18 protein-coding genes and 2 pseudogenes are annotated in these 21780 nt (G+C 73.7%); 9 read left to right on the plus strand and 11 right to left on the minus strand.

The annotated features are described in order from the left end of the window. Positions 1-9: 9 nt before the first annotated feature. Positions 10-750: a tRNA-dependent cyclodipeptide synthase gene (locus ACGFYY_RS21430; protein WP_393711373.1), complete on the plus strand. Its 741-nt coding sequence runs from the start codon at positions 10-12 to the stop codon at positions 748-750. Continuing rightward, positions 740-1924 (plus strand): cytochrome P450, encoded by a 1185-nt coding sequence (locus ACGFYY_RS21435; RefSeq protein WP_393711375.1) that lies wholly within the window; start codon positions 740-742, stop codon positions 1922-1924. The genes ACGFYY_RS21430 and ACGFYY_RS21435 overlap by 11 nt, the downstream gene beginning before the upstream one ends. Before the next feature lie 98 nt (positions 1925-2022). Here the strand turns inward: ACGFYY_RS21435 and ACGFYY_RS21440 are convergent, their stop codons facing one another. Then, positions 2023-2853, minus strand: coding sequence for an alpha/beta fold hydrolase (locus tag ACGFYY_RS21440; protein ID WP_393711377.1), 831 nt, complete (start codon positions 2851-2853; stop codon positions 2023-2025). Between the two features lie 78 nt (positions 2854-2931). Between ACGFYY_RS21440 and ACGFYY_RS21445 the strand changes: the two genes are divergently transcribed. Together ACGFYY_RS21445 and ACGFYY_RS21450 are read left to right on the plus strand one after the other, a co-directional pair. Beyond that, positions 2932-3576 (plus strand): sigma-70 family RNA polymerase sigma factor, encoded by a 645-nt coding sequence (locus tag ACGFYY_RS21445; protein WP_393711379.1) that lies wholly within the window; start codon positions 2932-2934, stop codon positions 3574-3576. A 100-nt stretch (positions 3577-3676) separates the two neighbouring features. Beyond that, positions 3677-4228 carry a hypothetical protein gene (locus ACGFYY_RS21450; protein ID WP_393711529.1) on the plus strand — a complete coding sequence of 184 codons (552 nt, stop codon included), beginning with the start codon at positions 3677-3679 and terminating at the stop codon, positions 4226-4228. Positions 4229-4298: 70 nt separating this feature from the next. Here the strand turns inward: ACGFYY_RS21450 and ACGFYY_RS21455 are convergent, their stop codons facing one another. After that, entirely contained in the window at positions 4299-5198 is a 900-nt protein-coding gene (locus ACGFYY_RS21455) for an aminoglycoside phosphotransferase family protein (protein WP_393711381.1), read from the minus strand. Between the two features lie 148 nt (positions 5199-5346). Between ACGFYY_RS21455 and ACGFYY_RS21460 the strand changes: the two genes are divergently transcribed. From ACGFYY_RS21460 to ACGFYY_RS21470, 3 genes are all read left to right on the plus strand, one after another. Next, complete coding sequence (locus ACGFYY_RS21460; protein WP_393711383.1) at positions 5347-8547, plus strand: amidohydrolase family protein; 3201 nt, start codon at positions 5347-5349, stop codon at positions 8545-8547. 9 nt (positions 8548-8556) lie between these two features. Further along, positions 8557-8883: a hypothetical protein gene (locus tag ACGFYY_RS21465; RefSeq protein ID WP_393711385.1), complete on the plus strand. Its 327-nt coding sequence runs from the start codon at positions 8557-8559 to the stop codon at positions 8881-8883. Between the two features lie 273 nt (positions 8884-9156). Further along, on the plus strand, positions 9157-10104 hold the full coding sequence (locus ACGFYY_RS21470) for a nucleotidyl transferase AbiEii/AbiGii toxin family protein (protein WP_393711387.1): 948 nt from the start codon (positions 9157-9159) through the stop codon (positions 10102-10104). A 6-nt stretch (positions 10105-10110) separates the two neighbouring features. Here ACGFYY_RS21470 and ACGFYY_RS21475 read toward each other — a convergent pair whose 3' ends face one another. The 6 genes and pseudogenes from ACGFYY_RS21475 to ACGFYY_RS21500 all read right to left on the minus strand — a co-directional run bounded on the left by ACGFYY_RS21475 (position 10111) and on the right by ACGFYY_RS21500 (position 15637). Further along, a complete protein-coding gene (locus tag ACGFYY_RS21475) occupies positions 10111-11190 on the minus strand; it encodes a hypothetical protein (protein ID WP_393711389.1) in 1080 nt (359 codons plus the stop codon). A gap of 47 nt (positions 11191-11237) precedes the next feature. Further along, entirely contained in the window at positions 11238-11642 is a 405-nt protein-coding gene (locus ACGFYY_RS21480; RefSeq protein ID WP_365273729.1) for a DUF4440 domain-containing protein, read from the minus strand. A 52-nt stretch (positions 11643-11694) separates the two neighbouring features. Beyond that, positions 11695-12486: a class I SAM-dependent methyltransferase gene (locus ACGFYY_RS21485; protein WP_393711531.1), complete on the minus strand. Its 792-nt coding sequence runs from the start codon at positions 12484-12486 to the stop codon at positions 11695-11697. Between the two features lie 62 nt (positions 12487-12548). Next, on the minus strand, positions 12549-13073 hold the full coding sequence (locus ACGFYY_RS21490; RefSeq protein ID WP_393711391.1) for a GNAT family N-acetyltransferase: 525 nt from the start codon (positions 13071-13073) through the stop codon (positions 12549-12551). A gap of 241 nt (positions 13074-13314) precedes the next feature. Next, a pseudogene (locus tag ACGFYY_RS21495) lies at positions 13315-13500 on the minus strand (methyltransferase domain-containing protein); the annotation flags it as partial. A 37-nt stretch (positions 13501-13537) separates the two neighbouring features. Beyond that, the gene (locus ACGFYY_RS21500) at positions 13538-15637 is read right to left on the minus strand and encodes a SpoIIE family protein phosphatase (protein WP_393711392.1); all 2100 of its coding nucleotides are present in this window, start codon (positions 15635-15637) and stop codon (positions 13538-13540) included. 272 nt (positions 15638-15909) lie between these two features. On the opposite strand from ACGFYY_RS21500, the pseudogene ACGFYY_RS21505 reads away from it, so the two are divergent. Then, a pseudogene (locus ACGFYY_RS21505) lies at positions 15910-16542 on the plus strand (phosphatase PAP2 family protein); the annotation flags it as partial. Positions 16543-16590: 48 nt separating this feature from the next. Here ACGFYY_RS21505 and ACGFYY_RS21510 read toward each other — a convergent pair. Both ACGFYY_RS21510 and ACGFYY_RS21515 read right to left on the minus strand, forming a co-directional pair. After that, complete coding sequence (locus ACGFYY_RS21510) at positions 16591-17289, minus strand: response regulator (protein WP_393711394.1); 699 nt, start codon at positions 17287-17289, stop codon at positions 16591-16593. Then, the gene (locus ACGFYY_RS21515; protein ID WP_393711533.1) at positions 17286-18809 is read right to left on the minus strand and encodes a sensor histidine kinase; all 1524 of its coding nucleotides are present in this window, start codon (positions 18807-18809) and stop codon (positions 17286-17288) included. The genes ACGFYY_RS21510 and ACGFYY_RS21515 overlap by 4 nt, the downstream gene beginning before the upstream one ends. Positions 18810-18963: 154 nt before the next feature. On the opposite strand from ACGFYY_RS21515, the gene ACGFYY_RS21520 reads away from it, so the two are divergent. Next, on the plus strand, positions 18964-19584 hold the full coding sequence (locus ACGFYY_RS21520; protein ID WP_365275912.1) for an L-threonylcarbamoyladenylate synthase: 621 nt from the start codon (positions 18964-18966) through the stop codon (positions 19582-19584). A 42-nt stretch (positions 19585-19626) separates the two neighbouring features. On the opposite strand, the gene ACGFYY_RS21525 is transcribed toward ACGFYY_RS21520, so the two are convergent. Continuing rightward, entirely contained in the window at positions 19627-21780 is a 2154-nt protein-coding gene (locus ACGFYY_RS21525; RefSeq protein WP_393711397.1) for a bifunctional serine/threonine-protein kinase/ABC transporter substrate-binding protein, read from the minus strand.

Below are 21780 nucleotides of genomic sequence, written 5' to 3' on the forward strand. Positions count from 1 at the left end.
CAGGGCCCCATGGGACTAGCGGCACAAAGGACCCGACCCCTGTTGACGACAGCAACCGAAGTCTTCACAGTCCGGCCGTACACCCCGCATTGCCAGGTGATCAGCACCGAAGGCGATCATGCCGTCATAGGCATTTCCCCGGGGAACAGTTACTTCTCGGCCCAACGTGTGAATGACCTTGCCCATTGGGGCCTGCGCAACTTCGAGCAGGTCGACCTCATCTACACCGACATGCACGTGGCCGAGATGTACGAGGCTCTCGGCTACGGCGAGGACGAAGCACGACGGAAGGCGGTGAAGAACCTGCGCGGCGTCCGCGCCAAGGTCAACAACGCCGCCGCGGAGGCCGATCCCACCGGCGTACGCCTCCGTGCCCGCCCGATGTCATCCCTCACCGACATCCCTGCCTACCGGGCGCTCCACCGTCACCTGACCAACCTGCTGGACACCGACCCGGAGTTCCGCAAGACCAGCAACTCGCTGGTCGACGCGTTCCTCTCGTCCAAGGTCCTGAACGGGAAGGCCGCCACCACGCGACAGCGTGAGGTGTGCCTGGAGTACGTCTGCGCCGAGATGCCGCTCTTCCTCGACACGCCGGCCATTCTCGGCGTGCCGTCCTCTCTCAATTGTTACCACCAGCTCCTGCCCATGGCGGAACTGCTCTACTCACGCGGCTCGGGCCTGCGCGCCTCGCGCAACCAGGGTCACGCCATCATCACCCCCGCCGAAGGAGCTTCCGATGTCCACTGACGCCCTCCTCGATTTCCCCTTCTCGGCGCGCGGCGACCAGCTCCCGCCCGAGATCGAGGAACTGCGCGGCGAGCCGGTGAAGCGGGTTCGCACGATAGCCGGCGACGAAGCCTGGCTCGTCTCCTCCTATCCGCTGGCCAAGCAGGTCCTCGAAGACCCCCGGTTCAGCCTGAAGGACACCTCGGCACCCGGTGTGCCGCGCCAGTACGCGCTGACGATCCCGCCCGAGGTCGTCAACAACATGGGCAACATCACCGGCGCGGGCCTGCGCAAGGCCGTGCTCAAGGCGATCAACCCCAAGACCGACGGGCTCACCGACTGGATGCGCGCCCAGGCCACCAGCCTGGTCGACAGCCTGCTGAGCCACGGGGCGCCGGTCGACCTGCGCGGTCAGTTCACCAACCCGTACGCCGAGAACCTCCACTGCCGCATCCTCGGCATTCCCGAGTCCGACGCACCGCGTCTCGCGGCCAGCCTCGACATCGCGTTCATGAACTCGGCCTGCCCGGTCACCGGTGCCAAGCTCAACTGGGACCGCGACATCGCCTACATGGTGGAGCGGCTCGACGACCCCACCACCACCGGCCTGATCGCCGAGCTCGCCGCTCTGCGCAACGACCCCCAGTACGACCACCTGACGGACGAGATGCTCGCCACCGTGGGCGTCACGCTGTTCGGCGCGGGGGTCATCTCGACCATGGGCTTCCTGACCATGGCGATCGTCTCCCTCCTCCAGAACCCGGAGATGTGGGAGCGGCTGCGCAGGGAGCCGGAGAAGATCCCGGCCGCGGTGGACGAACTCCTGCGCATCAACCTGTCGATCGCCGACGGCCTGCCCCGACTCGCGCTGGAGGACGTCACCCTCGGCGACGTGGAGGTCAAGAAGGGCGAGCTCATGCTCGTCCTGGTCGAGGCCGCCAACACCGACCCCGACGTCTACCCCGACCCGCACGTCGCGGACATCGACCGGCCGAACGCGGGCACGCACCTCTCCTTCGGCGGCGGACAGCACTACTGCCCGGCCACCGCTCTCGGCAAGCGGCACACCGAGATCGCCATCGAGGTGCTCCTGGAGAAGATGCCCAACCTCGCACTCGCTGTGCCGGTCGACCAGCTCGTGTGGCGTACCCGCTTCATGAAGCGCATCCCGGAGCGCCTGCCCGTGCTCTGGTGAGTCACGCCAGCGCGTGGGACGACGCGTCCGCCCGATGATGGCCCGGCCGGGGGGAATTCGGCCGGGCCATCGCCCTGCTCTCCGGGCCGCCCCCTTCCCTACGTCAGGAACGCCGCGGTGGTCGCCACGAACCGGTCGGCATCGTCGAGCCACGGGTAGTGGCCCGCGCCCCGCTGTACGACGAGTGTGGCGCCGGGCAGCAGCGCTGCGAACTCGGCCACCGCCCGAGGGGGACTGTTGAGGTCGAACTCGCCCGCGAGCAGCAGCGCGGGGTTCCGCCAGGTGGCGAGGGCGGCCCGGGTGGCCGGCGGGTCGAAGGCGCCCTCGGCCGCGAAGAGGGTGACGGCTTCCGTGTTGTCGGGGCGGGCCGCTGCCTGGTGCCGCCGGGCAGCGGCGTCCCAACGCCCGTGGAAGAAGGGGCCGATGGCGTCCCGGTCACCGCCGCCGGCGCCCTCGGTGATCGCCTCCAGTGCCGCGAACGCCTCGGGGAACCAGGGCTCGTCCTTCCGGAGCCGCGCGAGCTCCCGCCGGCTCTCCCCCGTGATCTCCACGCCGACGGCCCGGGTACCGGGGGTGATCAGGGCGAGCCTGCGGACCCGGCCCGGGTACCGGGCCACGTAGCGCGCGGCGAGGTTCGCGCCGGCCGAGTGCGCCAGCAGGTCCATCCGGTCGAGGTCGAGGTGTGCGCGCAAGGCCTCGACGTCCTCGACGAGGCGGTCGCAGCGGTAGGAGGAGGCGTCCTCGGGGACCGCGGACCGGCCGGTGCCACGCAGGTCCAGGACGATCAGCCGGCGGTGCGCCGACAGACCGCCGAGGTTCCCGAGGTAGGCGGAGTCCGCCGGGCCACCGGGGACGCAGACGAGCGGGTCGCCGCTGCCGTGGACGCGGTAGGCGAGCCGGGTTCCGTCAGGTGCGGTGAATGTGGGCATGCCACGGATCCAGCCGGCCATAACCTGGTTGTACAACCTGGTTATGAGGGAGGCGCCCGGGCCGTGTATAACCGAGTCGTGGCAGACCGAGAGCGTGACCTGAAGACTGACCCAGGGGCACCCGGAGCGCTGACCGAGGAACAGGCCGTGCGGATGCTCGCCGGTATGAACGAGGTCATCCGCGCGGGTGAGGAGATGCGGCGGCTGCGCGCCGAGATGATCAAGCTGTTCGCCGACCTCGGCTGGACCCAGGGCACGATCGCCCGGATCACGGACATGAGTCAGCCCGCCGTCTCCAAGCAGGTGGCGAAGTACACGGGCGAACACCCCGCGCCGCCGATGGATCTCGCCCTCGACCAGTACGACACCCCGTGGCTCGAAGGGCGCCTGTGGGGGCTCGCGGAGGCAGTCGCGGAGAGCGTCGACACCGCACGCTGCACCCGCCGCGTCGACGCCCTCGCCCGGGGCGGCAAGCGCTTCACACCCCGCACCGTCGACGAGCTGCGGCGCCTCCTGGAGGAGGACCTGACACGCCATCGCACGGAACTGCCCGCCGGCTTCCGGGCCGCGTACGACGAGATCAGCCGCGGTCTCGACGTCCCGCCCAAGCCGACGACCGGCACCCCGGCACCGGCGCCGGCCTCGGCCTCGGCCTCGGTCCGCCGCACCCTCGCCCACCAGGTGCAGCGCGACCGACTCCGGGACGAGCACGGATCGGCCTGATCCGGGAGTGATTCCGGCCCTTCCTGGATCGGAGGCGGAAGGCTCCACCGTGAGCTGCTGAAGTGGGTGTTGCCAGCACGCCGATCCTGACAAGGGGAAGATCCTCATGCGCAGTCGAGTCCGCGGCACCCTCGCCACCCGCTCCGTCGCCACCGGCTTCGTCGGCACCACGGCGGTCCTCGTGGCCCTGCTCGTTCCCGGCACCGCCCACGCCGCCCCGGCGAAGCTGAGCCACGCCTCGGCGGTGAGCAGGCTGAACGCGACGGGCGGCATCGGCCTGTCCTCCAGCGGCGGCTGCAGCAACCGGAACAACAGCACGTGCACCTCGCTGGAGCAGGTCAATGCCGCCACCATCAGCGACGTCAGCACCCTGCGCAACGCGAGCCACTGCACCCTCACCATCACGGGAGGCACCGAGGTGGGGCATGCTTCGGGCACCTACAGCCACTGGAACGGCTACAAGATCGACTTCAGCCCGACCAGCTGTGTCAGCGCCTACGTCACCGGCAGCTTCACCCGCATCGCCGACCGCGGCGACGGCGCCGCCCGCTACCGGTCCGCGGCAGGCAATGTCTACGCCCGGGAGAGCAACCACTGGGACGTCACGTTCTGCGGCGGCAGTACGGCCTGCACCTCCGCGGCCAGTTCCTGAGCGACGCAGGTCCGCCGAACGGCAGGGTCGGGCCCGGCGCGGTCCCGCCGGGCCCGGCCGGGCCTCACCGTCAGCCCTCCGCCAGCACCTCCCTGATCACGTGCCGGGCGTTGGTCGCCATCGTCCGATTCGTCGTGCGGTAGTAGGGCAACGCGTTCAGCGCCTGGGAGAGCGCCCGCCCCCGGCCGCGGCGCCAGGTCGCGTCGTCCACGCCGAGTTCCGCGCGGAAGACCGTCCTCGCGTCGGCCGGCAACAGGTTCCACGCGGGGAACAGATCGCAGGCCGGATCCCCCACCCCCATGCACCCGAAGTCGATGACCGAGCTCAGCCTGCCCCCGGCCACCAGCAGGTTCCCCGGTGTCAGATCGGCGTGCAGCCACACCGGCGGGCCCTGCGGCTCCGGCGCCCGCACCGCGTCCTCCCATAGGGCGGCCACGGCATCGCAGTCGATGCCCTCCTCCGGGATCCGACGCAGTTGCTCGATCGCCGCCCAGGTCGACCCGTCGAGCAGGGCGAGCGGCCCGCCCCGGTAGGCCTTCGGCGCCCCCGGCAGGGTGAGGCTCCGCAGCGCCGCGACGAACCCGGCCAGGTCGCGGGCCAGCGCCACGGGCTCGTGCAGCGCCCCGGCCACGGGGTTCTCCCCCTCCAACCATCGCAGGACCGACCACGACCACGGATACCCCTCGGCGGGCTCCCCGGCCCCGAGGACTTCCGGAACGGGTAGAGGCAATCGGCGTGCCAGGCGGGGCAGCCATTCCTGCTCCATCGCCACGTCCGCGGCCCCGCCCGCCAGCATCGGTAGCCGCACGACCATGTCGTCACCCAGCCGGTACATCACGTTGACCGTGCCGCCCGACGGCAGCCGCTGCACGCTCAGGTCGGCCCACCGGGGGAACTGCCCGGCGATCAGCCGGCGTACGAGGTCCTCGTCGACGGGGTACGCGTCGGCATGCATCTGCGCGGTGGTCATGGGGCACCATCCGATCTCCGACGGCCCACGGGGTCAAACCCTTTTCCGGTGCACCCGCGCGGCGCCGTTGCTCGACGGGGGTCGTGATCGTTTGCGTGGCTGACAGGACATTCGGGACAGTCATCGACGGACAGGGCGAGTGGTCGGAGTGCGCGTCACGAGAAGGACCCTGCTACAGGCGGCTTCGGCCGGTGCCCTGACGGCGCTGCTCGGCCGCCCGCCCGAGGCGTCGGCCACGCCGGGGGGAGCCGCCCCTGACAGCGCCACCGGGGACGTGGTCAGGCTGCGCTTCACCCGCGCGACCAACGGCGCGGCCACCGCCACCGCCACCGGGGACCGGGTCGTCGCGGAGGTGCAGGGTGTCCTCTGGTCGCTGCCCCCGGACGGTTCCCCCGCGACGCCGCTGACCCCGCCCGACCTCGAACCCGGCCGTCCGGTGTACTCCCCCGACGGCCGCCAGGTGGCGATGAGCGCCTACCGCGGCGGCGCCTTCCACATCTGGGTGATGAACGCGGACGGCTCCGGCCTGCGCCCCCTCACCGACGGCCCGTTCGACCACCGCGCACCCGCCTGGTCGCCCGACGGCCGGACCATCGCCTTCTGTTCCGAGCGCGGCGGCGATCCGGTGGCGGGCAGCCCGTACCGGATCTGGTCGGTCACCGTCACCGGCGGCCGACCGCGCCGCCTGACCGGATTGCCCGGGCAGGACGGTCCCGGCCAGGGCGGCGAGTGGGAGGACTTCGACCCGGTCTGGTCGCCGGACGGTTCGCGCGTGCTGTTCGTACGCGGCACGCCCGCCGGGGAAACCCTGACCGCCCGGACCATCGCCTCCGTGGCCGCGGAACCCGCCGCCGGGGACCCCGTCCGGGTCGAGCACACCGTCACCGAGGGCAGGCTGCTGGCACCCGCGCTCTCCCCGGCCGGACGCACCGCCTGGCTGTCGGCGGCTCCCGGCCCCCGCAAAGCCGAGAACCTCTCCCTCGTCGTCGACGGCCGGCCGGTCCCGCTCGACGGCGACCTCGCGCCCGCACCCCCGCGCTGGATCGGCGACGACCGGCTGCTGATCACCCTCGACGGCCGGTTCCGGGTGATCCGCCCGCACCGGGAGGACGGTGCGGGCGGTGCGGGCGGCGCCGACCGCCGCGAGTTCCCCCTCGACGCCACCCTCGACGTGCCCCGACCCCGTTACCGGGTCAAGGAGTATGTCCTCGAGGCCGTGCGGAGTCTTCCGGTCCGCGGCATCCACCTGCCCGCCCTCTCCCCCGACGCACGCAGCGTCGCCTTCGCCGCGCTGAACGCGCTGTGGGTCGCCCCCGTCACCGGCGGCGCACCCCGCAAGGTCGTCCAGGCCCCCGTCACGGCGTACGTCCAAGGCCCGGTGTGGAGCCCGGACGGCCGGGCGCTGGTCTACACCGACGACCGCGACGGCCTGAACACCGTGCGCCGCCGGGAACTCGACACCGGCCGGGAGAGCGTCCTCGCCCCGGGCGGCCGCGTCTACGGGGTGTTGTCGCCGGACGGCAGCCGGCTCGCCGCCCTCGACCTCGCCGGCCGACTCCTCGTCCGCGACCTCGCGACCGGGTCCGAGACCCCCCTGGTCGCGGCCCTCGGCGGCGGCGGTCTGCCCGGCCCGCCCAGCTGGTCGCCGGACGGCCGCCACCTCGCCCTGTGCGACCGCAACCGGCTCAGCAGGCGCTTCCGTGAGGGCTACAACCTCATCCGGATCGTCGACACCCGCACCGGGGCGGCCCGTCTCCACGCGCTCGCCCCCCACGCCTCGCTCGCGGACCGCTACGCCTCCGGCCCCGTCTGGTCGCCCGACGGCCGCTTCCTGGCCTGCGTCGCCGAGTCGGCCCTCTGGCTGCTTCCCGTCGCCCCCGACGGCGCCCCGACCGGACCGGCCCGCCGCCTGACCGACGAGCCCGCCGACCACCCTTCGTGGTCCGCCGATTCCCGCACCCTGCTCTACCAGTCCTGTGCGCGGCTTCGTCTGCTCTCCCTCGACGGTGCGGGCGTACCGGTCGGAGCGCCGCGGACCGTGCCCGTCTCCCTGAACCACCGGCGCCCCACTCCCGTCGACACCGTCGTGCACGCGGGACTGCTGTGGGACGCCACCGGCTCCCCGCCCCGGGCCGACGTCGACATCCTGATCGGCGGCGGCCGGATCACCGCTGTCGAACCGCACCGGTCGGGCCGCCGCGCGACCCGCACCGTGGACGCCTCCGACGGCACGGTCCTGCCGGGACTGTGGGACTCCCACGTCCATCCGTACCCCTACACCTACGGGGCGCGGCAGGGCGCGCTGCACCTCGCGTACGGGGTCACCACGGTGGTCTCCCTCGGCGGTTCCGCCTACGAACAGGCCAGGCTCCGCGAGGACATCCGGGCCGGACTGCTCGCCTCCCCCCGCATGCTGGCGGGCGGGGAGCTCCTCGACGGATCGCGCGTCGCCTACAGCATGGGGCGCGCCCATCGCACGGAGGCGGGGTTCGCCCGCTCGCTGGCCCGGGCCGCGGCGCTGGACTGGGACTTCGTCAAGACGTACGTACGGGCGCCGTACCCGTACATGGCCGAGGCGGCCCGGTTCGCGCACGAGCGGCTCGGTGTCCTGGCCGGTTCCCATCTGTGCGCCCCCGGCATCCGCTCCGGCCAGGACCTGACGACGCATCTGGTGGCGACCGAGCGTGCCGAGTACGGGCACGGCGCGACCCCGCGGGGGCACACGTACCAGGACACCCTGGAGGTCTACACGCACGGCGGTTTCGACCTGATCGCCACCCCCTTCACCGCCCTTCCGCTGATCGGCGCCGATCCGGCGCTCGCCGACGACGTCCGGGTGACGTCCCTGATGCCGCCGTGGGACGTGGCGGCCGTCCGGGCCGCGGCGGCCGCACCGCCGACCGCGGAGCAGGGCCTCGCCCTGGAGCGGGAGGTCGCCGTCTACCGGAGCGTCATCGCGGGCGGCGGGCGCCTGGCGCTCGGCACCGACGCACCGCTCACCCCGGTCGGTCTCCACCTCCACCTGGCCCTTCGGGCCTTGCACCGGTACGGCCTGTCGCCGGCCGAGGCGCTGACGACGGTGACTTCGGCCCCGGCCCGGATGTTCGGCGTCGCGGACCGGCTGGGCACGGTCGAGCCCGGCCGGATCGCCGACCTCACCCTGGTCGGGGGCCACCCCTTCACGGACTTCGACGAGCTGGTCCGGGTACGGGCGACCTTCCGTGGCGGAACACTCCATGAACAGGCCGCCCTGGAGCGGGCCTTCACCCCGCCGGCCCCGGAGTCCGGGGACTGGCGATCGGTGCTGGATCAGATGCTGCGGGACGGCTGCTGCACTCCGCACACCTGAGCTGCGGGCATGGCTGTCCCCGACATCATCCCCCTCGCTCATGAGCCGGACCACCGGACGAGCACCATCGGCCGTTTCAGCGGCGGACAGTTCCTGGCTTCGGTCACCTACGCCTTCCCGGACGGGTTCACGAGCGGGGACGGCTGGGAGGAGCAGAAGCGGCTCTTCGCCGTGCTTCACACGTTCGACCACCACGGGCACCGACAGGAGTCGGACATCTGGTGTGCCGGAACGTGGGCGGAGCCGATGAAGCGTCCGCATGACGAGCAGTCCGTGGTGGCCCGCGCGGAAGCCCGTCTCGCCGCCGGTCTCGACGGGCTCGCGAAGCGGGAGTAGCACGACATCGCGATCCGGCCGTCCGGATCGCTGTCGATGGTGTGGTCTTCGGGCTCGTCACGGAGTGCCGTGCCGATGACTCGGACGGCGAGGACGACCGGGCTGAGCTGCATCCCGAGCGCTTGGGCTTCTCGGCTCCGTGGAACGGCGAGTACGACACCTGACAGGCCCGCCGGCCGGCCGGGTCGGAGGGGCGGCACCCGCTCCGGTGAGCCGGCGCCGAGGCCCGGTCCACCGGCCCGCCCTGTCAGTGGTCGCGTCTACCGTCGACGCATGACCGTGAACGACAGGGCCGACGCCGCGGGGCCCGGCCGCGCCGTCCTCGACCATCTGCTGTGGCTGATCTCGGACTCCGCGTGGGGCGACGACCTGGTCCTGCGGGGCAGCATGGTCATGCCCGCGTGGGTCGGGGGCCGGGCCCGGCCGCCGGGTGACCTCGACTTCGTCGTGACGCCGCCGTCGCCGGTCCCCGTCGACCCCCGCGATCCCCATCCGTACGTCGCCGGGTACGACGCCGTGCAGCAGTGGCCGGAGGCCGCCGATGGTGCGGCCCGCTACGAGATATGGGGGGACGGGGAGGCGGAGTTCGAGACCCGTGGCCTGCGCGCGAACGTCCCGCCGGAGGGCCTGACCTGGCAACCGGAGCCGGAGCCGGCGGATTTCCCGCCGTACGAGGAGCTGCTGGAGCGGATCCGCGCATGTCCGCGGGCCACCGCGGGCGTCCTGCTGGACGCGGACGGGGCGCGCCGGGACGGTACGTGGGCCTACACGTACGCGGACGGCGAGTTCGGGCCCCCGGGGATCAGGATCCTGATCCCGTGGCGGGCGGACTCGGGGGCGGTGGGGACGGCGCAGCTGGACTTCGCCCGCGACGAGCGGCTGCCCGAGGCACCCGTGTGGACGGCCGTGCCACGCGGCGACGGCGGGGTCACGGTGGTCCGGACGGCGAGCCTCGGGCTTTCGTTGGCCTGGAAGTTGCGCTGGCTGGTGGCGGACGCCGTGACCGAGGACGGTCCGCGGTGCAAGGACCTGTACGACGCCGTGCTACTGGCCGAAGCGGGACGGGAGCGACCCCTCCCCGCGCCACCTCGCCTGGCCGGGGTCCGGGTGGACGAGCGGGCGTGGCAGCGCTTCCGTGCGGCCCAACCCGGGGTGGAGGGGTCGGCCGCCGCCTGGCTCGCCCGACTGCGCGCCGCGCTCGCCCCGTGCGTCCCGGCCTGAGCGTCGTCAGGCCCGGGCGGCGGCGGTCCGTAGGCGGCGCAGTCCGAGGGCGGAGAGTTCGAGCAGTTCGCCGCGGGTGCGGTCGTGGTGCGTCGGGTGGAATCCGGCGAGGGAGCCGAGGCGGGTGCCCGTGGTGGGGTTCCAGATCTCGAGCCCGGACTCCGAGGAGGCGAAGAGCAGCCCGTCCGCGGCGAAGAACCGGCCTCGGGGCCCGCCGAAGGTCGCGATCTCGGGGGGCTGCTCGGGCACGCCGGCTGCGCCCGGCCCTCGGCGGCCGAGGTCGAACACGCGGGCCCCGGGCAGCAGTTCCTCCTCGTCGTCGCCCAGACCGCCCAGGACGAGGCGATCCTCGTCGAGCCAGACGAGCGGGCGGTTCCAGTGGTACGCGCAGGTCGGCAGATCGGCCCAGCCGATGTCCCCGCTCCAGGCTTCCTCCCCTTCGGTGAGCCACTGGTCCAGGTTCCAGACGACGGGCGTGCCGAGGGGGTGCCACACCCAGGCGTCCGAAGCGATCCTGGTGCCCGCGGGGCTGGGATGCAGGGCGCCGTGGAAGTGCTCCGACCGGGACGGGGAGTCGCCGTACGCCGCCGGCATGCGCGCGACCTGGGTGCCCGTGGCGGCATCCGTGGCCTCGATGAGGTTCCACTCGCTGCGGTGCAGGACGACGGCACGTCCGGCGTGTTCGACGAACGCCAGGGAGAAGGGCACCGTCTCGCTGTCGTACCCGTCGTTCTCCAGCGGAACGGTGACGCGACCGGTGGACAGGTCGAGGACCTCGCCGGTGCGGCCGTGGTCGATGACGACGGCCGCGAAGGCGCCGTCGCGCGAGGCGTGCAGCCGGAGGGTCTGTACCCGGTCGCCCCAGGGCTCGGCGTCGGCCGGCACGGTGACCGTGGTGCGGGCGACCTCGGTGCAGCGGCCCGAGTCGGTGTCCCAGCGCAGGATCCGTCCCTCGTCGCCCAGCAGGACGACGCCACGGTCGGTGGGCGCGATGTCCAGCACCGTCCCGGCCGCTTCGGGCAGCGCGGTGGTACCGACCGTGCCGTGTACGGGGCTCGGCATCGCGTCGCCGCGGGTGAGGGGCATACCGGGAACTCTCCTCGAAGGCAGCCGGAGGGTCCGGCCGGCCGTGATCAGGGCTGGTCGTACCAGGCGAAGGCGGCGATCCGCCAGCCGTCCGTGGTGCGGACGAACTGGATGGTCTTGGTCCCGGCCCCCTCGAACGGCTCGCCGTCCAGGGTCCCGGACTTGCGGTACTCGCCGAACCGCGACGCGATGTCGCCCACGATCTCGGTCCGTTCGGAGGTCTCCCACTCGGAGAACTCGACGAGGCTCCCACCAGGGGCCAGCAACAGGCGGCGCGGCTCGATGAACTCCTCCACCGTGTAGACCGTGAACCGCGGGCCGGTCATGGTGATCACGCCGCCCGGCAGGACCAGCCGCCGGATCCGGTCCAGATCGGCGGCCTTGCCACCGCGATTGTCGAAGGCGCCGAAGAACTCGGCGGTCACCACGTCTATTTCGGCCTTGGACGACATGGCGCGACAGTAACACCGAGGCCCTTCACGGCGTGCCGCCGAGGGTGTCGGATCAGGCCGCGAGCGCTGTCGTGATCACCAGGGGTGGGGCGGCGCGCTCGGCCGACCACGCGCGGCCGGCGGCGAGGTCCGCGTCCGCCACGGTCAGGGCCTCGTCGACGGTGGGACGGTGCTGGACGACGTCCCGGAATCCCGCGCGTTCCAACAGGGGCGGGAGGAAGCCGACGGGCCACGCGTGGTTGCGTGCCTCCTGCCAGGAGCCGTCCGTGCGCCGTAGCCGTACGGTCAGCTCGTCGCCCGGCGCGTACACCTCGCCGGGGTCACCGATCCGCAGGGAGGCGTACTCGGTGCCGCTGCGGTCGGGATCGGTGACCAGCAGGACGAACGGGGCGCCCGGTCGGAGCAGTCGGCGGATCTCGGTGAACACCCCGAGCACGGCCGCCTCGGTCGGCAGGGAGGCCAGTACGTGGTTGCACATCACCGCGTCCGCGCAGGCGTCCGGCAGAGTGGTGACGCGGCCGTCCTCGACCAGGTGGTACTCGGCCACCGCGGTCGTCGAGCCGCGGGCCAGGGCCAACATCTCCGGGGAGGTGTCCACCCCCAGCACCCGCGCCCCCAGCCGCCCGGCCGCCTCGTCGGCCACCTTGCCCGGACCGCATCCGTAGTCCACGAGGACGTCACCGGCGCCGATCCGGCGGGCCAGGGCCCGGAAGACGAACGGATACCCGAGTAGCCGGTCCGTGGCCGCCTCCACCGCCGCGAACGCCCGCGCTCCGTCCCGTCCCGACCAGGCGGTGCCGTCCTCGGCTTCGCCCTGCCGGGGTCCTTCCGACCTGTCGCTCACCACCCCACTATCGACCCACCGCGGCCGTACCGCGGCGGACCGACACGTCCGAAAGAGACGGCCTAGAGGTCGATCCAGTAGCGCCGCTTGGGCCCGATCAGGGTGTCGCGGACGTCCTCCAGCCGACCGCCGTTGCCCTCGATCGTGCGGACCGATGCCTCGTTGTCCGGGTCGCAGGTCAGCAGCACCCGGTCCATGCCCAGGACGCGTGCCTCGTGCAGGACGGCTCCCAGGGCCCAGGTGGCCAGGCCCCGGCGACGTGCCGAGGGCCTCACGCTGTAGCCGATGTGGCCTCCCGCGTCGAGGAGGAAGCCGTTCAGGTAGTGCCGCAGGTCGATCGCGCCCAGGTAGGTGTCGCCGTCGGCGATCCACCAGTACGTGGCGTGGACCCGGCCGTGGTCGACCGGCAGGGTGCGGTCCGAGCAGCGGCGCAGCCGGTCCACCCAGGCCGCGAAGCCCTCCGAGGTGTCCACCTCGTCGTCGGAGCCGAGCCCACCGCCGTCCATGTGGGCGTCCGCCCCCCATTCCCGCTGCGCGTCGAGCCAGGAAGAGTGCAGGTGGGGGCTGGGGGCTATGAGCTCGGGCATATCCCGGACGATAACAGTCGGCCGGTCGGGTCGACGGTCTCCGCCCGCCGGAGGGCGCCGTGCCCAGGCGCGCGTGGAGCGCTGGAACGTGGCGCGGAATCCGCCGGACTCCGAGAGCTCCCGCTGTTCGCGGAGCAGGGCCTCGGCGCGCCCGCGCGCGAGCGGGCCGCCGGTCCACGCCGCGTGTACCGCCCGTTCCAAGGAGATGACGTGGGACAGCTCCGTGATGGACGAGCCTCCCGTCGGGTGCGAGGACCCGGCGCGCCTCCGCCAGGACGGCGGCGGGGTCGTCCAGGTGCTGGAGGAGCCGTTCGATCCGGCAGCCGTCGAAGGATGCCTCGGCGTACGGCAGCCGGTGGGCGTCGGCGCGCACGAGCCGGACCGGCAGTCCGAGGGCCTCCGACCGTCGCCGGCCGGCGTCCGGCATCGCCCGATCTCATCCGACAAGATCCGAAAGGGACGATCTAGGCGGAGCCGGTCGGGAGGGTGCGGGCGCGGGCGATGACCAGGGCGACGTCGTCGTGGTCGTCCGTGCGGCGCAGGGAGTCCAGGAGGCGGTCGCAGGTCTCCTCGAGCGGGCGTCCGGTGTCGGCGAGCAGGGTCAGCAGGAGGTCGAGGCGTTCGTCGATGGGTTGGTCGCGGGTTTCGACGAGGCCGTCGGTGTAGAGGACGAGTTGGTCTCCGGGGTCCATGGCGATGGCCGTGGATTCGAAGGGGATGCCACCCACGCCGAGCGGTGCGCCGGTGGGCAGGTCCAGGAGCCGGGGCCGGTGGCCGGCGCGGATGAGGACGGGGGGCAGGTGTCCGGCGAGGGCGACCCGGCACTCGGCGGCGTGCGGGTCGTAGACGACGTAGACGCACGTGGCGATGGTCTCCTCCAGTGCGGCGGTGGTGTGGTCCAGCTGGTGGAGCACCTGGGGCGGGTCGAGCGCGAGTTCGGCGAGGGTGCGGGTGGCCGTGCGCAGCTGTCCCATGCTGGCGGCGGCGTTGATGCCGCTGCCCATGACGTCCCCGACCACGAGGACGGTGGTGTCGTCCGGTCCGGCGATGGCGTCGAACCAGTCGCCCCCGATCTCGCTGCTGGCCGCGGCGGGCCGGTAGCGGTAGGCCACCTCCAGGCCGGGGGTGGGCGGCGGGTGGTGGGGCAGGAGGTGGTGCTGGAGGGCGAGGGCGGTGTGGTGCGCGTTGCGGTACCAGCGGGCGTTGTCGATGCACACGGCGGCGCGGGCGGCGAGTTCGCCGGCCAGCACGATGTCGTCGTCGTTGAACGGCAGCGGGTTGCGGGTGCGTTTGAGGTCGAGGGCGCCCAGGACCTCGCCGCGGGCGATGAGCGGCACGGCCAGGTAGGAGCGGAGCCCGGCACGGCTCAGGAGGTTGGCGGCGGTGCTGTCGCGGGCGATGCGTGAGATGTCCTGGGCCTGTACGTGGGCGACGAGCACGGGGTGGCCGGTCGTCACGGACTGGGTGACCAGCCGGTCCGCGGCGTAGCGGGCGATGTCGCCGGGCGGGTCGGCGGCGCGTACGGCGTCGCTGGGGTAGGCGGCCGCGAGGGCCAGGGCGCGGAACACCGCGGGCTCGTGGGCGGAGGACCGCAGGGTCGGCCGGCCTTCGAGGACGGAGTCGAGGATGTCGACGGCGGCGATGTCGGCGAGTTCGGGTACGACGACGTCGGCGAGCTCGCGGGCGGTCTGGTCGAGGTCGAGGGTGGTGCCGATGCGGACGGTGGCGTCCGCGATGAGGGCGAGGCGGCGGCGGCTGCGGGCGATCTCGATGGCCGCACGGTGACTCTGGGTGACGTCGACCACGGAGGTGGCGAGGCCCAGGACCCGGCCGGTGGCGTCCTCCAGCCGGTAGTACGACACCGACCAGGCGTGCTCGGTGCGGTCTCCGCCGTGGGTACGGCCGGCCGTGAACTGTTCGAGCAGCGGCGTGCCGGTGGCCAGGACCTGGCGCATCGCCGATTCGGCGGCCTCGGCGTCGTCGAGGAAGGCCAGGGCCTCGCGGACGCCTCGGCCGATGTGCTGTTCGGCGGGGAGACCGTTGATGCGCTCTAGGGTCGGGTTGACGAGCACGTACCGCAGCTCGGTGTCCAGGACGGCGAGGCCGATCGGGGACTGGGCCACCAGGCGCGCGGACAGGGCCAGGTCGCGCTCCAGCTGGCGCAGCCGGGTGCGGTCGGTCGCGATGCCCAGGGCGTACATGTCGCCGTGCTCGTCGAGCAGCCGCATGTTGCGGAACTCCACCAGGCGCGTGGTGCCGTCCCTGCGGCGTACCGGGAAGGCGCCCGCCCAGTCGCCCGCGCCGCCCATGACGCGTGCGAACAGTTCCGTGACCAGGCCCACGTGCTCCTTGGCGGCCAGCAGCCGGGCAGCGGGTTGTCCCAGTGCCTCCGCGGCCGTCCAGCCGAACAACTGCTCGGCCTGCGGGCTCCAGAGGGCGACCCGCCCTTCGGAGTCGAGGACGACCGCCGCGACGTTCAGGACGTCGAGCAATCCGCTCGGTGGGGTGACCCCGGCCATGCCGGGCCTGAGCCCACCGGTCCCCGGCCCGTCGATCGCTCCCATCGGCGACGCTCCTTCCGGCATCGTCGGCCCGACGCCGTCCGCCGCCACCCGCCCTGGGGCGGCCCGAGGCGTACGGCTTCCTCTCATCGTGCCCCCGAACCCGCCCGGCAGCGTCCGGAGCGTCCGCGCCGGGACCGCCGGGCGCCCGCCGCGGGCCGGCCACGCGCTCGCAGGCACGGAACGACGGACCTCGCAACCCTGACCTTCGGCGGGGTCCGGGGCAGCCGTTCGACCGGGGCGGAGAGGCCCCCGGCGTTTCTACGGTCGCCCCCATGGAATCGAACACCCGATACGGATGGGCCCGCCGGCTGTCGCTCGCCGCTGCGACGGCCGGGGCGGGCACGACTGCCGTCACCTGGGCCGCGCCCGGCGGCGCGCTGGGCACGAACGAGCCGGTACACGTCACGCGGGGCGTCTCGGCGACGGCCTACCGGTCGCTCGCCGGAAGCGTGGCGGGCGACCGGCCGACCTGGGTCGGGACGGCTCTGGAGGCGGCGAGCGAAGGCACCCTGGTGCTCCTGGGCCTGCTGCTGCTCCTGGCGGGCCTGTCCGCCCTGCGGCGCCGTAATGCGCCGGGTCTGGCCGGGGTGGCCCTGGCGGCCGCCGGGACCGTGACCGCCTACGTGCTCAGCGAGGCGTTGAAGCTCCTGGTCGACGAGGAACGGCCGTGCCGGGCCGTGGCCGGGGCTCTGGCGGTCGCGCCGTGTCCCGCGCCGGGTGACTGGTCGTTCCCGAGCAATCACGCCACTCTCGCCGCCGCGCTGGCGATCGGGGTGACCGTCCTACGCCCCCGGCTCGCGGCCCTGGCGCTGCCGGTGTGCGCGGCGGCCGCCCTGCTGCGGGTCCTGGTGGGCGTCCACTACCCGCACGACGTCCTCGCGGGCGCGGCGCTCGGGGCGAGCGCCGTGGTGACCGTACGGATCCTCCTGCTGCCCGTGGCCGCGCGCGCGGGGTCAGCTCTCCTGACGCGGCTCCCGGTCCCCGGACGGCACCGGGACCGCTCCGGCCTCGTGGGCCACGACCGCCGCGGCGGCCCGGTTGTCGACGTCGAGGCGGGCGAGGATCGAGCTGACGTGGGCCTTCACCGTTCCTTCGGCCAGGTGGAGCCGTCGCGCGATCTGCCCGTTGGACAGTCCGGCACCGAGGAGGCCCAGGACGTCGCGTTCGCGCGGGGTCAGGGCGTCGACGCGGGTCCGGGCGGCGTGGCGGCGGCCCGCCCGGGCACCCGCGCCGTCGGCCGCGAGATGGGCGACGACGCGGGCGGCGACCTTCGGTGACAGGTAGGCGGCGCCGTCGGCGACCGCCCGCACCCCGGCCTGCAGTTCCTCCGGATCGCCGGACTTCACGAGGAAGCCGGTGGCGCCCTCGCCGAGCGCGCGCAGGATGTAGTCGTCCTCGCCGAAGGTCGTCAGCATCACGACTCCCGTCGCCGGTACGGTCCTTCGTATCTCGGCGGCTGCCGTGATGCCGTCCGTCCCCGGCATCCGGATGTCCAGGACGGCCACGTCGGGGTGGTGGCGCTGTGCGAGCCGTACCGCCTCGTGCCCGTCGGCGGCCTCGGCGACGACGGTGATGCCGGGATCGGCGGCCAGGACGGCGCGGACGCCCGCCCGGATCATCGGCTCGTCGTCTGCGATCAGGATCCGGATCATCGGACTTCCTTCCCGGTGAAGGTGTCGGTGGAGACGAGTCGGCCGGCCCGGAAGCAGAGCCGGTAGATGTCCCCCGAGCGGTCGTCGAAGGGGTCTGCGGTCTGTACGTAGTACTCGCAGGCGGCGCCGGCCGGTCCGGGAACGGGGACGGCCGGCCGGCGGGTCGTCTGCCGTGACGGCAGATACGGCGCCACCTCGGCGCGGGTCTGCCCGACAGCGAGCCGGACGTGGTCCTGCGGGTCGAGGACCGACTGCCGGGCCGTCACGGTGTCCCAGGCCCGCACCCCGAGGATGAGCACGGCCGCGGTGCACAGCGGCACCAGCACGGCGGCGGTGGCGGTGCGTCGCAGTCGGCGGCGCGCGCCGCGGTGCTCCGCGGGCAGGGCGCCGGTGGCCCGGGCCGGGCCGGTGGGGCACGGTGGGGCCGCGCCGGGTCGGTGCGGGAGTTCGGCGCGGACGGCGAAGCCGTCGCCGTCGGGGCCCGCGGTGAAGGTGCCGCCGGCGAGCCGGACCCGTTCGTCCAGGCCGATGAGACCGAGTCGGTCGGTCTCGCCGGGGGCTCCGGGGGCTCCGGGAATCCCTGCGGGGACTGCAGGCCGGACCGGGCCGTTGGTCACGGCGACCTCGGTCCGGCCTGCCCGGTCCGCCGCGCCGGACGGGTCCGCCTCGTCCGCCGGGTCGGCCGGGTCCGCCGTGTGTCGGACGAGGACGGTGGCTCGGGAGTCGGGCGCGTGCTTGGCGATGTTCGTCAGCGCCTCCTGGACGACCCGGTACGCGTCCCGGTCGACGGCCCGTGGCGGCGCGCCGACCGCCGGTGCGCCCTCGACCCGCAACCGGACGTCGAGTCCCGCTCCCACGGCCCGCTCCACCAGGTCTTCGATCCCGCCGATCCCGGTCGCCGTGCCGCTGCCCGGCCCGGACTCCGGATCCGAGGGTTCGCGTAGGACGCCGATCACCTCGCCGAGTCGCTCCACGGCGGCACCCGCCCTGGACCGGATGTCCCGGGCGGCCGTGCGGTGGGCGTCGGGGAGGCCGGTGGCCAACTGCAACGCTCCCGCCGACAGGGCGATGAGGCTGAGTTCGTGACCGAGGAGGTCGTGCATGTCCTGCGCGATCCTGGTCCGTTCACGCAGCCGGGCCCGTTCGGCGAGGAGCCGCTGTTCCCGCTCCAGCCGAGCGGCCCGCTCCCACCCGGCGCGCACCAGTTCGCGGTACTGGCGCAGGAACCGGCCGGCGAACCACGGCAGCAGCGCCGTGCACAGCAGCATCAGGACGAACCGGTTCGCCCACCCGAGCCACTCGGGCACCACGACCAGGGCCGACGCGGCCGCCACGAGCAGCCCGGCCAGGGCCACCGCCGCGTCGCGACCCGGCCCCGGCCCGCGGCCGGCGACGTACGCGCAGAGCGCCGCCGGGACCCCCCACCACGGGTCGGTCACGCTCGCGCCGACCGCGGCGACCACCGCGCCGAACAGGCCCGCGGACACGACCGGTTGCGGCACCGACGTTTTGATGATCATTGATCTCACGCACCCGACCCTACGGAACTCCCGAGGCCGGGCGGCACTGCCGAAAGTCCACCTTCGCCCACTGGTCGAGTCCGGACCGCAGGGGCGGTGCCGACCGGACCCGGCACGTCACGGCGCAGGGGTCCCGACCGCGTACGCTCGGCGGATGGCGAAATACTTCGATGTTCACCCCGAGAATCCCCAGCGGCGCACGATCGACAGCGTGGTCGACATGATCCGCGGTGGGAAGCTCGTCGCGTACCCCACCGACTCCTGCTACGCGCTGGGCAGCCAGCTGGGCAACCGCGACGGCATCAGCCGGATCCGGTCGATCCGGAACCTGGACGACCGGCACCACTTCACCCTGGTGTGCCAGAACTTCGCGCAGCTGGGCCGGTTCGTCCAGATCGACAACGACGTGTTCCGCGCCATCAAGGCGGCGACCCCCGGCAGTTACACCTTCATCCTCCCCGCGACCTCGGAGGTGCCGCGCCAGCTGCTGCACCCGAAGAAGAAGACGGTCGGAGTCCGGATCCCCGACCACGTCGTCACGCAGGCCCTGCTCGCCGAGCTGGGGGAGCCGCTGCTCTCCAGCACTCTGCTGCTGCCCGACGAGCCCGAACCGATGACTCAGGGCTGGGAGATCAAGGAGCGGCTCGACCACGAGGTGGACGCCGTGCTGGACTCGGGTGACTGCGGTACCGAGCCGACCACCGTCATCGACTTCTCCGGCGGCGAGGCCGAGATCGTACGTCGGGGCGCGGGCGACACCACCCGGTTCGAGTAGCCGCCCCTGGCCTCTCCCCGGCCCCCGGGCCGAGGGCTCCGTTCACCGCGTGGACTCGGGTTTCACGTCCGGGTAGATGCCGAGATACCGGTACGCGCCGGACTCGACCCGGTAGAGGTGAGCGGTGCGGGCCCTGGTCAGCACGTGCGTGTTGGAGTCGAAGGACAGCGGCTTGGCCAGGCCCTCGTGGGCCGTCCGGAAGATCCGGCGGGTCAGGCCCGCCCGGTCGCGGCCCTCCTCCCCCAGGCCGGTCAGGGCCGCGGCCAGCAGCCCCACGGCGTCGTAGGCCTCGGTGGCCCAGCGGGCGGGCGGGTGGCCGTACGCGGCTCGGTGGGCGGAGACGAACTCGGCGGCCGCGGGGACGGCCGCCGGGTCGGTGAACAGCGAGCTGAACAGCCAGCCCTCGGCGGCGGGGCCGGCGTCCGTGAGGAAGGCCGGTTCCATCGCGTGCTGGATGCCCATCCGCGGGCCCTGGAATCCGCCCTCGGTCAGGGCGCGGGCCATCCGGGCCGCGCGCTGCGGTGAGGTGCCCGCGTAGACGACGCCCTCGGCCCCGGCCTCGGTCAGCGCACGGACGACGCCGGCGAAGTCGGAGCCGCCGGCCGGGATCCGGTGGACGCTGAGCGTGCCGTTCGACGGCGGATTCTGTTGCAGGGACCGGACGAGCGGGAAGGCGGGCTCGCCGCCTTCGGCGTCCTCGACCAGGCCCGTGCGTCGGACCGGGTGGATCCGGCTGAAGTAGTCGATCACCGGGAGGGCGAGCTGGTCGCCCGCCGGGCGGGTGGCGACCATCGTGCGCCAGTCCGTCCGGGAGGCGGCGGCCTCGGGGCTGTCGGCGGACACCAGGAGCAGCGCGAGTTCGGCCGCGTCGCAGGCGACGGCCAGCTCGGGCACGGCCGCGTCCCAGGTGGGGCCGATGAGGGCGACCACCGCGGGGTCGGCGGCCAGCTCCTTGACGACCTGCGCGGCGCGGGTGGCGTCCCCGCCGTCGTCGACGATGCGCAGGGCCAGCCGGAAGGCGGCGTCCGGCCGACCGTTGTGGCGCTCCACGGCCAGTTTCGTTCCGTGTTCGTGGGCCTGGCCGGTCTCCTTGCCGGGCCCGGTCAGGTCGGCCTGGAGGGCGAGGGTGTGGGTGGCGAGTTCGCGGGCGGGCGGCGCGGTGGTGCCGCGGGCCCGGCCGCGGGTGGTGAACCAGGCGACCGGCGCGCCGATGACGGCCAGGCCCGCGCCGGCCCCGAGCAGCCGTCTGCGCGTGAGGCCCCCGGCGGCCGCCTGCGGCGCGTCGATCCGGGTCGGTTCCGGCGCGGGCAGGCCCAGCGCCCTGGTGGAACGCTCGGCGATGAGGCGGGGCAGCGGGGGCGGCAGCCAGTCCTCGCCGTCCGGGCCGGGCAGTCCGTCGCCGAGTACGCGGCGCAGCGCGTCCGGGGTCGGGCGGGCCGCCGGGTCCTTCGCCAGACACGCCAGCACGGTGTCGAGCAACTCCGGGGGAAGGTCGGCGAGTTCGGGCTCGTCGTGCACCGTGCGGTAGACCACCGCGGCCGCGTGGCCGCCGCCGAACGGGCCGTGCCCGGTGGCCGCGTACGCCAGGACGCAGCCGAGGGAGAACACGTCGCTCGGGGCGCCGGCCGTGATGCCGTCCGTGCGGGCCTGCTCCGGTGCGAGGTAGCCCGGGGTGCCGAGGACGGCGTCCGCGGCGGTCAGCGTGAGCGCGCCCTCGGCTCGCGCGATCCCGAAGTCGATCAGCCGGGGGCCGTCCGGGGCGAGCAGGATGTTGCCCGGCTTGACGTCGCGGTGGACCAATCCCGCGGCGTGCACCTGGGCCAGGGCCTCGGCGAGCCGCGCGCCCAGGGTCCGTACCGACCGGACGGGCAGCGGGCCGTACCCTCCTACGGCCTCGGACAGGGCGGGGCCGGGGACGTAGGGGGTGGCCAGCCAGGGCTCGCGTGCCTGCGGGTCGGCGGCGACGACGGGGACCACCCAGCGCCCGGTCAGTTGCCCGGCGGCCTCCACCTCGCGCCGGAACCGGGCCCGGAAGTCCGGGTTCGCGGCGTGGTCGGCACGGATGACCTTGACGGCGACCAGCGTGCCGGCGGTGGAGCGGGCGAGGTACACGGTGCCCATGCCGCCCGAGCCGAGCCGCCCCAGCAGCCGGTTTCCGCCGATCGCGGCCGGATCGGCGGGGGTGAGGGGGCGCAT

This window comes from Streptomyces sp. NPDC048331, from assembly GCF_043201215.1.
In the GTDB taxonomy this organism is placed as follows: Bacteria; Actinomycetota; Actinomycetes; order Streptomycetales; family Streptomycetaceae; genus Streptomyces.

Excerpts from the sequence above, each read along its gene's own strand:
- ACGFYY_RS21430 (WP_393711373.1), top strand. The coding sequence starts at position 10 with ATGGGACTAGCGGCACAAAGGACCCGACCCCTGTTGACGACAGCAACC.
- ACGFYY_RS21435 (WP_393711375.1), top strand. The coding sequence starts at position 740 with ATGTCCACTGACGCCCTCCTCGATTTCCCCTTCTCGGCGCGCGGCGAC.
- ACGFYY_RS21440 (WP_393711377.1), bottom strand. The coding sequence starts at position 2,853 with ATGCCCACATTCACCGCACCTGACGGAACCCGGCTCGCCTACCGCGTC.
- ACGFYY_RS21455 (WP_393711381.1), bottom strand. The coding sequence starts at position 5,198 with ATGACCACCGCGCAGATGCATGCCGACGCGTACCCCGTCGACGAGGAC.
- ACGFYY_RS21465 (WP_393711385.1), top strand. The coding sequence starts at position 8,557 with ATGGCTGTCCCCGACATCATCCCCCTCGCTCATGAGCCGGACCACCGG.
- ACGFYY_RS21470 (WP_393711387.1), top strand. The coding sequence starts at position 9,157 with ATGACCGTGAACGACAGGGCCGACGCCGCGGGGCCCGGCCGCGCCGTC.
- ACGFYY_RS21475 (WP_393711389.1), bottom strand. The coding sequence starts at position 11,190 with ATGCCCCTCACCCGCGGCGACGCGATGCCGAGCCCCGTACACGGCACG.
- ACGFYY_RS21480 (WP_365273729.1), bottom strand. The coding sequence starts at position 11,642 with ATGTCGTCCAAGGCCGAAATAGACGTGGTGACCGCCGAGTTCTTCGGC.
- ACGFYY_RS21490 (WP_393711391.1), bottom strand. The coding sequence starts at position 13,073 with ATGCCCGAGCTCATAGCCCCCAGCCCCCACCTGCACTCTTCCTGGCTC.
- ACGFYY_RS21500 (WP_393711392.1), bottom strand. The coding sequence starts at position 15,637 with ATGGGAGCGATCGACGGGCCGGGGACCGGTGGGCTCAGGCCCGGCATG.
- ACGFYY_RS21510 (WP_393711394.1), bottom strand. The coding sequence starts at position 17,289 with ATGATCCGGATCCTGATCGCAGACGACGAGCCGATGATCCGGGCGGGC.
- ACGFYY_RS21515 (WP_393711533.1), bottom strand. The coding sequence starts at position 18,809 with ATGATCATCAAAACGTCGGTGCCGCAACCGGTCGTGTCCGCGGGCCTG.
- ACGFYY_RS21520 (WP_365275912.1), top strand. The coding sequence starts at position 18,964 with ATGGCGAAATACTTCGATGTTCACCCCGAGAATCCCCAGCGGCGCACG.
- ACGFYY_RS21525 (WP_393711397.1), bottom strand. The coding sequence starts at position 21,780 with ATGCGCCCCCTCACCCCCGCCGATCCGGCCGCGATCGGCGGAAACCGG.